This window comes from Nevskia sp., from assembly GCF_051860985.1.
Taxonomy (GTDB): domain Bacteria; phylum Pseudomonadota; class Gammaproteobacteria; order Nevskiales; family Nevskiaceae; genus Nevskia.
The window spans coordinates 375,545-387,785 of the sequence record NZ_JBIMKV010000001.1 but is presented as its reverse complement, the minus strand read 5'-3'; the positions used below and the strand labels follow the sequence as shown (position 1 = coordinate 387,785).

The 12,241-nt window shown below is 65.5% G+C and carries 10 protein-coding genes; all 10 read right to left on the bottom strand.

Features of this window, described 5'->3' with window-relative positions; genetic code table 11:
* Positions 1–7 precede the first annotated feature (7 nt).
* The 10 genes from ACTIGJ_RS01705 to ACTIGJ_RS01660 all read right to left on the bottom strand — a co-directional run bounded on the left by ACTIGJ_RS01705 (position 8) and on the right by ACTIGJ_RS01660 (position 12,237).
* Positions 8–373, bottom strand: coding sequence for a hypothetical protein (locus tag ACTIGJ_RS01705; RefSeq protein ID WP_439638530.1), 366 nt, complete (start codon positions 371–373; stop codon positions 8–10).
* A 46-nt stretch (positions 374–419) separates the two neighbouring features.
* Positions 420–1,349, bottom strand: a complete 930-nt coding sequence (locus ACTIGJ_RS01700) for a quinoprotein dehydrogenase-associated putative ABC transporter substrate-binding protein (protein ID WP_439638529.1) — start codon at positions 1,347–1,349, stop codon at positions 420–422.
* Between the two features lie 32 nt (positions 1,350–1,381).
* Positions 1,382–1,780 carry a c-type cytochrome gene (locus ACTIGJ_RS01695; protein WP_439638528.1) on the bottom strand — a complete coding sequence of 133 codons (399 nt, stop codon included), beginning with the start codon at positions 1,778–1,780 and terminating at the stop codon, positions 1,382–1,384.
* Between the two features lie 130 nt (positions 1,781–1,910).
* Positions 1,911–2,759 carry an S-formylglutathione hydrolase gene (fghA, locus tag ACTIGJ_RS01690; RefSeq protein ID WP_439638527.1) on the bottom strand — a complete coding sequence of 283 codons (849 nt, stop codon included), beginning with the start codon at positions 2,757–2,759 and terminating at the stop codon, positions 1,911–1,913.
* On the bottom strand, positions 2,759–3,868 hold the full coding sequence (locus ACTIGJ_RS01685) for an S-(hydroxymethyl)glutathione dehydrogenase/class III alcohol dehydrogenase (protein WP_439638526.1): 1,110 nt from the start codon (positions 3,866–3,868) through the stop codon (positions 2,759–2,761). Before ACTIGJ_RS01685 ends, fghA begins: the two co-directional genes overlap by 1 nt.
* A 206-nt stretch (positions 3,869–4,074) precedes the next feature.
* Positions 4,075–6,087: a sigma-54-dependent Fis family transcriptional regulator gene (locus ACTIGJ_RS01680; RefSeq protein WP_439638525.1), complete on the bottom strand. Its 2,013-nt coding sequence runs from the start codon at positions 6,085–6,087 to the stop codon at positions 4,075–4,077.
* A gap of 677 nt (positions 6,088–6,764) precedes the next feature.
* Positions 6,765–7,433 (bottom strand): hypothetical protein, encoded by a 669-nt coding sequence (locus tag ACTIGJ_RS01675; protein WP_439638524.1) that lies wholly within the window; start codon positions 7,431–7,433, stop codon positions 6,765–6,767.
* A 39-nt stretch (positions 7,434–7,472) separates the two neighbouring features.
* Positions 7,473–8,510, bottom strand: a complete 1,038-nt coding sequence (locus ACTIGJ_RS01670; protein ID WP_439638523.1) for a trypsin-like peptidase domain-containing protein — start codon at positions 8,508–8,510, stop codon at positions 7,473–7,475.
* Between the two features lie 190 nt (positions 8,511–8,700).
* On the bottom strand, positions 8,701–10,446 hold the full coding sequence (locus ACTIGJ_RS01665) for a methanol/ethanol family PQQ-dependent dehydrogenase (protein ID WP_439638651.1): 1,746 nt from the start codon (positions 10,444–10,446) through the stop codon (positions 8,701–8,703).
* A 594-nt stretch (positions 10,447–11,040) separates the two neighbouring features.
* The gene (locus tag ACTIGJ_RS01660) at positions 11,041–12,237 is read right to left on the bottom strand and encodes an acetyl-CoA C-acyltransferase (RefSeq protein ID WP_439638522.1); all 1,197 of its coding nucleotides are present in this window, start codon (positions 12,235–12,237) and stop codon (positions 11,041–11,043) included.
* Positions 12,238–12,241: the final 4 nt, after the last annotated feature.

Genomic DNA, 12,241 nt, shown 5'->3' with positions numbered 1-12,241 from the left:
GATCGGCTCAGTTGATGAAGCAGGACTTGCGCGCCTTGCCGAGCTGCTCGCGGAAGCTGTCGGCCAGCGCCTTGGCCACGCGCTCGTTGCGGATCACCTGGCCGCGTTCACCGGCGATCGACGAGGCGTAGTACGCGGTGGAGCTTTCGACGAAGTCCTCGTACGGCATGGTTTCGCCGAACTTGTCGATCACGCAGGCGCACTTGTAGAGCATCTCGTGCGGTGGCTTGTCGGGGTATTCGCGCTGGCACATGTGCACGAACTCGACGCGGTCGACGGTCGGGTAGTCGTAGGCCTGCGCCGGAGCGGCGGCCAGCCCGGCAGCGCTGCCGAACACGATGGCCAGGGCCTGTGCAGTCTTGCGAACGATCATGGCGTGGGCTCTCGAAAATGGAAAAAGCGATGCCGCCCGGCGGGCTTCAATCGTCCCGCGCCGGTGCCGCAGGAAGGCGTTCGAGCAACGGCACGCCGTAGTCGGCAAGGATGGCGTCGATCTTCGACTGGTTGCGTTCGATCAGGCCGTCGACGGTTTTCAGCCAGGCCTTGTCGGCGATGCGCACCGCCATCGCGATCTCGAAATCGAACTTGATGTTGCGCTCCGACTGCATCGGCAGGACTTGAAGGTCGGCGTCCGGATAGCGCTTGGCGTAGTAGCCAGCGATCGGCCCCCAGACGATGACGGCGTCGAGCTTGCCGGCGATCAAGTCGCCTTCGATGATGCTGCCGGAGCTCTGGTCGGGATCGGCGACCAGTACCCGATATGGCACACCGAGGTCGATCAGGCCGCGCTTGGCCAGCCAGTCGGAGGCCGGCGATTTGTCGATGACGCCGATCTTGAGTCTGGCGAGCTTTTCCTGTGGCAGCGCCAGGAACTGCTCGACCGTGGTTACGCCGGCCAGCGCCTTGCCGCGCGGAAAGGCCAGCGCATAGGTGGAGCGGTAGTAGGGACGGGTGGACGACGTGCCCTGACTGAAACCGGCCGGCACGTCCATCACCAGGTCGCAGGGGAAATCGTCGCCCGGCAGCTTGAAGCGCAGCGTGTTGCGGATGAAGTTGAAGCGGGCGGGGTAGTCGAAGGCGACGACCTTGACGCCGAGATCGGTCGCGAACAGTTCGGCGATCTTGTCCTCGAAGCCTTCGCCGCGGACGTTCTGGAACGGCAGGTTGTTGGGGTCGCGGCAGATCCGCAGCGCCTTGCGGCCTTCATCGGTCTGCTGCGCGACGGCGGGCAGCAGCGGCGCCGTTGCCACCAGCGCCAGCAGCGTCATCGTTGACGTGCGGCGCAGGCTGCCCAGCAAGTCGACCGCCCCGCGCCGGAATCGTTCCTGCATGCCGGTGAACGGATGCATCGTGTCGCTTCCGGCGCGGGGCGCGGCTCGCATCACTCGATGCCCGTGACTTTGGCGGCAGTGATCTTGCCGTCCGAGCGGCCCTTCAGATAGGCGTAGAGCTTGTCGAGGTTCTCGACGACCTTCGGATTGGTGCCGAAGCTCGGCATGCCCTTCTCGAGCCGGCCGTTGGTGACGGTGGCCTTGAAATCGTCCTTCGACAAGGTCTTCAGGCTTTCCACCAGCGACGGGCCGACCAGGCCTTCCTGGTTCGGGCCGTGGCAGCGGTCGCAGGCGGCGGCACGCCAGGTCTTGAAGCCGGTCAGCGTGTCGGCATCGACCTTGGTGCCGTCGACGACGGTATACAGCGGGGCATCGGCGGCCGATGCGGGGACAGACAGGCTGCCGGCAAGTGCGGCGACCATCAGGGACAACAGGATACGGTGCTGCATGTTGAACTCCTCCACAGTTGTTATCGCGTGGCCGGTTTGCGCTGGCAGCGCTGAACCCGCCCTGAATGTGCCCTTGGGCGGCTGCCGACGCCGCTGAACGGTCGTCGGCAGCCCGCCGGTGGCTTGTCGGTCAGACGCCGAGCTGCGTGGCGTGGTGTTTCAGGTGATCAGCAATGAAGCTCTGGATGAACCAGTACGAATGGTCGTAGTCGGCGTGCAGCCGCAGGCTCAGGCGCTGCCCCGAGGCCCGGGCAGCAGCATCGAGATGCTCGGGCTTCAGCTCACGGGCCAGGAAGTTGTCGGCTAGGCCCTGGTCGACCAGCAGCAGCCCCGGATACGGCTGGGCTCTGATCAGCAGGCTGGTGTCGTACGACTCCCAGGTCGACGGGTCGGCACCGAGATAGTTCCCGAACGCCTTCTGGCCCCAGGGTACGGCGACCGGATTGGCGATCGGCGCGAACGCCGATACCGAATGCCAGCGATCCGGGTTGCGCAGCGCGGTCACCAGCGCGCCGTGGCCGCCCATCGAATGGCCGAAGATGCCGCGCCGGCCGGCGAGTACCGGGAAGTTCGCCTCGATCAGCGCCGGCAGTTCTGCGTTGACGTAGGAACCCATCCGGTAGTTCGTCTTCCACGGGTCCTGCGTGGCGTCCAGATAGAAGCCGGCAGCCAGGCCGAAATCCCAGCTGTCGGCTTCGCCGGGCAGGTTCAGGCCGCGCGGACTGGTGTCGCAGGCGACCAGGGCCAGACCGAGTTCGGCGGCCACCCGCTGGGCTCCGGCCTTGATCAGGAAGGTTTCCTCGGTGCAGGTCAGGCCGGCTAGGTAGTACAGCGCCGGCACCTTGCGGTGCACGGCCTGCGGCGGCAGGTAGACGCCGAACTTCATCGCCGTGCCGGTCTCGCGGGATGCGTGGGTATAGAAGCCCATGCGGCCGCCGAAGCAGGCCTGGTCGCTGCGCTTCTCGATCGCTCCCGACATCAGTACAGCACCACGCCGCGGATCGACTCGCCGCGCGCCATCAGGTCGAAGCCTTCGTTGATCTTCTCCAGCGGCATCGTGTGCGTGATCAGGTCGTCGATGTTGATCTTCTTGTCCATGTACCAGTCGACGATGCGCGGCACGTCGGTACGGCCCTTGGCCCCGCCGAACGCCGAGCCGATCCAGCGACGGCCGGTGACCAGCTGGAACGGACGGGTGGAGATTTCCGCGCCGGCCGGCGCCACGCCGATGATCGTCGACATGCCCCAGCCCTTGTGGCAGCACTCCAACGCCTGGCGCATCAGCTTGACGTTGCCGGTGCACTCGAAGGTGTGGTCGGCGCCGCCCTTGGTCAGCTCGACCAGATGAGCTACCAGATCACCCTGGACTTCCTTCGGGTTGACGAAGTGGGTCATGCCGAACTGGCGCGCCATGGCTTCGCGGGTCGGGTTGATGTCGATGCCGACGATCATGTTGGCGCCGACCATCTTCAGGCCCTGGATCACGTTCAGGCCGATGCCGCCAAGACCGAACACCACGCAGTTGGCGCCGTATTCCACTTTGGCGGTGAACAGCACCGCGCCGATGCCGGTGGTGACGCCGCAACCGATGTAGCAGATCTTGTCGAACGGGGCGTCCTCGCGAACCTTGGCGACCGCGATCTCCGGCAGCACCGTGTAGTTGGCGAACGTCGAGCAGCCCATGTAATGCAGCACCGGCTTGCCCTGGAAGCTGAAGCGGCTGCTGCCGTCCGGCATCAGGCCCTTGCCCTGCGTCGCACGGATGCGCTGGCAGAGGTTGGTCTTGCCGGACAGGCAGTAGTCGCACTCGCGGCATTCCGGCGTGTACAGCGGGATCACGTGATCGCCTTTCTTGACGCTGGTCACGCCGGCGCCGACGTCGACAACGATGCCGGCGCCTTCGTGGCCCAGGATCACCGGGAACATGCCTTCCGGGTCATCGCCGGACAGGGTGAACTTGTCGGTATGGCAGAGGCCGGTGGCCTTGACTTCGACCAGCACTTCGCCCGGGCGCGGGCCATCGAGCTGCACGGTTTCGATCGACAGTGGCTTGCCGGCTTCGAAGGCAACGGCGGCGCGTACATCCATGGTCTTTCTCCTGTTTTTTTCTGTTGGGGCTGGGGTGGGGCTGAGCATGCGGCCCAGCCCCGGGTGCTTCGGGTGATGCGGTGACAGCGGGTCCGCCGTCGGCGCGACCGTGCAGCGGGGATAGCGCCTGCCGTCAGCGCCGGTGGTGACCGGTGATGCGCGCGCCGTTGACGGTCGGGCGTCGGGCAGGTGGCGATGTGGGGGCGTCAGCCATCGCCGGCGGTCGACTCGGCAGATGCGCGCGGATGGTGTTCTGCTGCCACGCCTTCACGTCGCGTGATGCCGTGACGAAACATCTTGCGATAGAGCGTCTTGCGGCTGACATGCAGTTGCACGGCCGCCGCACTGACATTCCAGCGGCAGCATTCGAGCACCCGCCGCAGTGCTTCCCGTTCGGCCTCGCCGAGCACGTCGTCACCGTCCAGATCGAGTTCGATGGCGTCGCTGGCGACGGCCGGCGCCGCGCTGCTGGTGCCGGCGGACAGCCATTCCTCGTCGAAGTCGGCCAAGGTCAGGCAATCGTTTTCGGACATCGCGATCATCGTGCGCAGCACGTTGCGCAGCTGGCGGATGTTGCCGGGCCACGGCGATTGCAGCAGCCGGCGCATCGCGGCGTCGTCGATGTCGATTTCCGCGTCGCGATCCCGGGATTCCTCCCGGATCAGGTTCAAAATCAGATCGCGGCTGTCGTGACGATCGCGCAGCGCCGGCATCCGCAGCGACAGCCCGTTGAGCCGGTAGTACAGGTCTTCGCGGAAGCGTCGCTCGCGCACCTGCTGCAGCAGGTCGCAGTGGGTGGCGCTGATGATGCGGATGTCGACCGGAATCGCCTTCGATGCGCCAAGTGGAATGACTTCTCGGTCCTCGATCACTGACAGCAGGCGCACCTGCAGCGGCAGCGGCATGTCGCCAATTTCGTCCAGGAACAGCGTGCCGCCATTGGCCTGCACGACGCGACCGGAATGACCTTCGCGGGTGGCGCCGGTGAAGGCGCCGGCCTTGTAGCCGAACAGCTCGGATTCGATCAGCGTCTCCGGGATGGCGGCGCAGTTGACGGTCACGAACGGCTTGTCGGCGCGCCGGCTGGCGGCGTGGATGGCCTTCGCGAAACAGCCCTTGCCGGTACCGGTTTCGCCGAGCAGCAGCACCGGGATGTTGCGATCCAGCACGCGACGGACGATGCGGACGTTGTTCGCCATCTGCGGATCGCCATATTCCATCGCCGCCAGCGGTCCGCAGGTGGATGTCGCTGGCAGCTCGACATGTTCGCGGCGGCCCTGCTCGGCACGCAGTTCGCGTTCCGGCGGCTGGATGGCACTCCACAGACGCGTCTGGCTGGCACGCGCCAGCAGCGGCGCCGGCCGGAACGCGCGGCGGGATGCCAGCTGCATCTGGGTGGCGAGGGTGGTGTCGAACACGGCCTCCAGTGCCTGGCCGCAGAGCGCGCGGTGATCCGGTGCGCCAAGCAGTTCCAGCGCGCTGCGATTGGCGCCGACGATCATGCCGTTGTCATCGAAGGCGACAATGCCTTCGCCAGGAGTGGAGATGAACTCCTGCTGGCGATGGAAGCGCAGCATGTAGTGCCGCTTGCAGCTTTCCAGCAGAGCACGGTTCTCGATGTTCTGCGCGGCGATTTCCACCAGCGCCAGCGTGTGCGTCTGCGCCCGGTTAAAGCTGCCGGAAATGTCCAGCGCCGCCACCACCTTGCCCTGCGAATCGAAGATCGGCGTTGCCGAGCAGGTGAGTTCGGTGTTCTGCGCCAGGAAGTGCTCGTTCTGGTGGATCACCACCGAGCGCTGCTCGACGATGCAGGTCCCCATGCCATTGGTGCCGAGTTCCCGCTCGCTCCACACCGCGCCTTCACGCAAACCGCTGCGCTTGGCCGTGGCAGCGAAGCCGGGATCGCCGACGTAGTGCAGGATCACGCCATCCTGATCAGTCAGCATGATGCCGAAGTCGTTCTGGTGCAGACGCTTGCGCAGGCTCAGCAGCTCGACCCGGGCAATCGACAGCAGCAGGCCGTGCTGCTCGCGCCGTGCCTGCAGTTCAGGCCGATCGACGACGGTGGCTTTCTTTGGCGTCAGCGGATCGAGCGCGTAGGTTTCGATGCAACGCGCCCAGGAGTGACGTACCCGATGGTTGATGTCCGACGCCGGAACAAGCCCCTGTACTGCGGACTCCACCAGGCTGGCGTGACGCATCGCTTTCTGCGTGGTCAACATCGTCTCCTCCGTGCGCGCCATCGAACCCGTGGGTTCGTGGTCGTTATCGTGATGGCGTTCGGCCATCGCGCGCGGATCGTCGTGATTGGCGAGGCCTTGACGAGGAGGCTGTGATGCACCGGACGCCGGAAGACTACCCCCGTCGGTTGCCCGGTACAACAATCGGTTCGGCTGTGCCGAATGGGGTGTCGACGGCCCGTGGAATGGGCCGTCCGGGCCGTCCACAAGGCTGCCCGGAATGGTGACCCAATCGCTGCCGGCAAGACTGTCGCGGCCATCCCAACGTGTCTGTCGGCGGGCGGCAATCGGCATCTCGTCGGCCTTGTCGGCAGGCGCGATTGGCCGCGCGTTCCCGGCACGACGGTCGCGGTCACGCCCGTCGCTCATCTCAGTACCCGCCTGATGGCAGGCTCGTCCGCCTGCCCCGCAATCGGAGCCGGCCGGCGGCGGCAAGTCGGGCGATGGCGGCGATGGTCATGGCGAGGAGCGGGGCTGGATGAGCGTTCGCGGATCAATCCGCTGATGAGCGGAATTGCAGATCGCGTGCCATCCGGGAAGGTCTGCCCGATGTTTGAAAATCAGCCACTTGAGGCCGGGAAAACGCGGGGCTGCCGCGCCTTGCAGGCCCGCTGTTTCCTATCTGACCCACCTGCTGCGTCAGCGCGCGGCAGGACTCAGCGGCGCTCGAGCGTCAGCATCGTGTCGAGCGCGGGTGCAGTGCCGTCGGCATCGACATGGGTCTTCAATTCGTAGAGCCCGCCCGGCACGGCGCTCGACAGCGTGAAGACATAGGACTTCGACACGAACTGCTTGAGACGATCCTTCAGCGGATCGTCACGGTACGGGCTGATCGTCACTTCATGGCCGTCGATCGTCTTGCCGGCGTAGCGCAGCTGCACTGGCCGCACGGTTGCCTTTTCCGCCAGCGCCATACGAATGCGCTTGCGGAAGTAGGCTTCCTGACCGCCGAGGCGGTTGTGCAGGTCGCGGATGTCGTTTTCCAGGAAGTACAGGATCACCGGATTGCCGGTGCCGCCTTCGATGCTCGACAGGTTCAGCCGGCGGCTGCCGCTGAGGAAATCGACCTTCAGTGCCCGCGCCTCCGGCTTGCCAGCGCCGACATGCAGGATGACCTGGTCGGTGAAACGGTCGCTGTCGCTGCCGGTCTGGGTGAAGACATAGGGCAGATCGGTGGCGTCCCGAATGTTCTGCAGATGGTTGTCAAGAAAGATCCGCTGCTCGGCGACCGAGATGTCGTCGCCATCGGCTGCCATCGCGGGCGGCAGCACGACCGTGACGACGGCGGTGATCGAGACCAGCGCGCGCATCCATTGGCTGACCATGGAATCTCCTGAAGAAGTGGGTGAGGGAATGAGGTGGAGTCAGGGGGTGCCGTCACGATCGCCGGCGCGCAGTTCGGCTGCCAGTTCGGGAGCAAGCGCATCGAGCCGCCGGGCAATGTCCTGGACCTCGTCGAAATGGCGCAGCTTTCGTTCCGCGATACCGAGCTTCAACCAGGCCACGGCCAGCCGGGGATTGAGCTCAAGCGCCTTGCGGAACGACGGCACGGCGTCCGCGTAGCGGTCCATCTGGCTCAGCGCGTCACCGCCGACAAACCAGGATTCGGCGTTCCCGGGTTCGGCGGCTGCCCAGGTCTGCGCAAGCTGGGCCAGATCGGCCCATTGCCGGCGGGCTTCGAGCACGGCTGCCCGCATGAAGTAAGGCAGCCGATCGACCGGCTGCGACCAGAACGGCTGCGCGTCGGCGGGCAGCGGCGCAATCGGACGGTAGTCGTCGTCGCCGGCCAGCGCGCTGTCGATCCAGTCCGCCGGAATCGAGAAGTAGTAGGCCTCCGCGCCCTTCAGGCGAAACGTCAGGATGCCGACCAGACGACCGTCCATCGTGAACAATCCGCCGCCGCTGGCGCCGGAGTTGAAATAGGTGGCGCTCTGCAGCACCAAGCCGCCGTCAATCGGGTGCAGGGCGCGGATCGTGCCGACCTGGGTCGAAAGGCCGGTGCCGAACGTGTAGCCGGCAGCGGCCACCGGATCTCCTACCTCAAGGTCGCGGGCGCTTGAGCGTGGCGCGACGGCGACCGATGCCAGACGGGGCACATCGAGCAGGCAGAGATCGCGTCCGGTGTTGGCGCGCTGTCCACGCACCGGCCAACGCAAGCCCTGGTAGAGCAGGGCAACCGACTCGGCTTTCGCGGTGACGTGACAACTGGTGACGAAGCGCCCTGGCGCCACGGCGACTGCACTGCCGAGCGAGTAGCTGCCGGCTTCGGTCACGGCTTCGACCTTGACGATGCTGGCGAGGATTGGATTGAACCGCGCCCTGTCCAGCTCTTCGGCGGCCGCCGTAGCCAGGCTTGCCAGCGTCAACAGCAGGAGCCGCAATGCGGCGCGCGCGATGGTCATGGGTGTGCAGGCATCGGGTCTGGGGCGCTTTCCGTTGACGGGCCCGGAGGTGGCAAGAACGGTCATCGGCTTGCCGGCTGCGTGGGAAGGTACGAAAGGGCAAGACGCTGGCGAATGAGCGGCAACCGCGCAAAAAAATGGCGCCGCCGAGGTTATCGGCAGCGCCACTTGCATCTACCCGCGCTGGCGATCAGTCGCCCAGCGCGAACACCGTCAGCGAACCGCCCAGCTCGGTGTACTGGTTCAGTTCGCGATAACCGCCGACCGCACCGAGGCCGTCGGTATCCTTTTCGAGACCTGCCGCCATGCCGATGCCGGCCCAGCCGCCGATACCCGAGAACACGCCGACGTACTGCTTGCCCTTGTGCTGGTAGGTGAAGACGTTGCCGATGATGCCGGACGGGGTCTTGAACTTCCAAAGCTCCTTGCCGTCCTTGAGGCTGACCGCCTTCAGATAGCCTTCCAGCGTGCCGTAGAACAGCACGTCACCCGCGGTGGTCAGCGCACCCGACCAGACCGAGAACTTCTCCGGCTTCGACCAGACGATCTTGCCCGCACCGGCATCCCAGACCGTGAAATTGCCCATGCCGCCATGGCTGTTCGGCGCCGGGAACATCGACAGCGTCGCGCCGACGTACGGCTGGCCGGCGGTGTAGTCGACGGCGAACGGCTCGTAGTCCATGCAGACGTGGTTGGTCGGGATGTAGAACAGGCCGGTCTTCGGATTGAACGCCGCCGGCTGCTGGTCCTTCGAGCCCAACGCCGCCGGGCAGACGCCCTTGGTGTTGACGTCCGGACCGTTCTGCGCGGTGGAGTACTTGGAGACGACCTGCGGCCGGCCCGACTTCATGTCGACGTGGGTCGCCCAGTTGACGACCGGATCGTACTTCTCAGCCACCAGCAGCGCGCCGTTGGTGCGGTCCAGCGTGTAGCCGAAGCCGTTGCGGTCGAAGTGGACCAGTGCCTTGGTCGGCTTTCCCTTGACCGGGATGTCGGCCAGGATCATTTCATTGATGCCGTCGAAATCCCATTCGTCGAACGGCGTCATCTGGTACACCCAGTTGACCTTGCCGGTATCGAGGTTGCGCGACCAGATCGACATCGACCACTTGTTGTCGCCCGGGCGCTGCGACGGGTTCCAGGTCGACGGATTGCCGGTGCCGTAGAACACGGCGTTCAGGGCGCGGTCGTAGCTGTACCAGCCCCAGGTGGTGCCGCCACCGATCTTCCACTGGTCGCCCTTCCAGGTCTTGAGGCTGGAGTCCTTGCCCACAGGAGTGACCTTGCCGTCTGTCCAGGTGGTCGTCTTGGCCGGATCGATCAGCATTTCGGCATCCGGACCGACGCTGTAGCCTTTCCAGGCGGGCGTGCCGTCCTTCAGGTTGTAGGCAGCCAGGAAGCCGCGCACGCCCCATTCGCCGCCGGAGATGCCGGTGATGACCTTGTCCTTGAAGACATGCGGAGCGTTGGTGTTGACGGCACCGAGCTTCGGATCGCCGTTCTTCACCGACCACACCAGCTTGCCGGTCTTGGCGTCGAGCGCAATCAGGTTGGAGTCGGCCTGCTGCAACAGGATCTTGCCGTCGCCGAAAGCGAGGCCGCGGTTGACGGTGTCGCAGCACATCTGCGGAATCACTGCCGGGTCCTGCTTCGGCTCGTACTTCCAGATGATCTTCTGGGTTTCGAGATCGATCGCGAACACCTTGTTCGGGAACGGCGAATGCAGGTACATGGTGCCGTCGATGACTAGCGGCGAGCCTTCATGGCCGCGCAGCACGCCGGTTGAGAAGGTCCAGGCGACCTGCAGCTTGTTGACGTTCTTGTCGGTGATCTGGGCGAGTTTGCTGTAGCGCTGGTTGTATTCGTCGCCTGCCTGCGCCGCCCAGTTTTCCGGGTTGGCGAGGGCCTTGTCGAGGTCGGCAGCGGCATGCGACATGCCGGGGGCCGCGACGAGCGCAAAAGCGACCGCAGCCAGATTGGCCTTGTAACGGAAATTCATCTTGTTTCTCCTCCGCATTAAGAAAATTACGGTTGTATCTGTTCGATCACACTCGGACTGCACAGCGGCTGAAACATCCGGCGCATCTTTTTTTGACTCCACTGCAGACAGGGGGCAGTGAACGGGTGCAGCTTGAATCGCTCCACGAGACGACTGCCGTGTTGCCCTCAATAACCGAACCTGCCGCCAAGGGAGCAACAGCCGTGCCACCCTGGGCAGCCTTCCCGGTTTGCAAATTAGATCAATTAAAACAAAGAGATGAATAGGTCCGTGATTGTGCATTTGCACAATGCTGGCGGCTCGCCGCAGTGGCTGGCGCAGTTTTGACCCAAGTGTTTCGGCCCGCCTTGAAGGCCTGAGGAACGACGGCCCTGTCGCCGGCAGCGCACGGCCTGCCGGATGGAAGCCGGGGCCGATCGTCGGCGTAATGCCCTGTACGTAGGCGGCGATGGCGACGGAACGACGACGCAAAAAAAGGCCGGGGATCGCGATCCCCGGCCTGGTATCCGAAACGGTCTGCAGGTGGCGGTGTCAGATCATCTCGATCGCCACGGCCACAGCTTCGCCGCCGCCGATGCACAGGCTGGCGATGCCGCGCTTGCCACCGGTTTTCCGGAGCGCACCGATCAGCGTGGCGAGAATGCGCGCGCCGCTGGCGCCGATCGGATGGCCGAGCGCGCAGGCGCCGCCGTGGATGTTGACCTTGTCGTGCGGCAGGCCGTGGTCTTTCATTGCCGCCATGGTGACGACGGCGAAGGCCTCGTTGATTTCCCAGAGGTCGACGTCGGCGGCCTTCCACGACAGCTTGTCGAGCAGGGCCTGGATGGCGAACACCGGCGCGATCGCGAACTCGCCGGGCAGGCGCGCGTGCGACGCGTGGCCGAGGATGCGGGCCAGCGGTTTCAGGCCACGACGTGCGCTTTCGGCTTCCGACATCACCACCACGGCGGCGGCGCCGTCGGAAATGCTCGACGAGGTGGCGGCGGTGATGGTGCCGTCTTTGGCGAAGGCGGCCTTCAGCGTCGGAATCTTGTCCGGCCGCCCCTTGGCCGGCTGTTCATCGTGGCGGATGACGACCGGGCCGTTCTTGCCCGGCAGTTCCACGGGCGTGATCTCGAAATCGAAGGTGCCGTCTTCGTTGGCCTGCTTGGCGCGTGCCAGCGAGGCGACCGCGAAAGCGTCCTGCGCCTCGCGCGTAAAGTCGTAGTGGCTGGCGCAGGTTTCGGCGAACTGGCCCATCGACTTGCCGCGCTCGTAGGCGTCTTCCAGGCCATCCATCGCCATGTGGTCGTAGATGGTAGCTGCGCCGTAGCGGATGCCGCTGCGGCCCTTCGGCAACAGGTGAGGGGCGTTGGTCATCGACTCGAAACCGCCGGCGACCATGGTCGTGTTGGTGCCGGCCTTGATCAGGTCATGGGCCAGCATCACGGCCTTCAGGCCCGATCCGCACATTTTCGAGATCTGGGTGGCGCCGACGGCATCGGGCAACCCCGCGCCGCGAACTGCCTGCCGTGCCGGTGCCTGTCCCTGGCCGGCGATCAGGCAGCAGCCGAGGATCGCCTCGTCGACATCCGCCGGCGCGATGCCGGCGCGCTCCACGGCCGCCTTCACGGCAATCGCGCCCAGCTGGGCACCCGACAGCGGCGACAGATCGCCCAGCAGGCCGCCCATCGGCGTGCGGGCAACGGAAACGATGACCACGGATGCGTGATCGCGGGATGAGGACATCGGG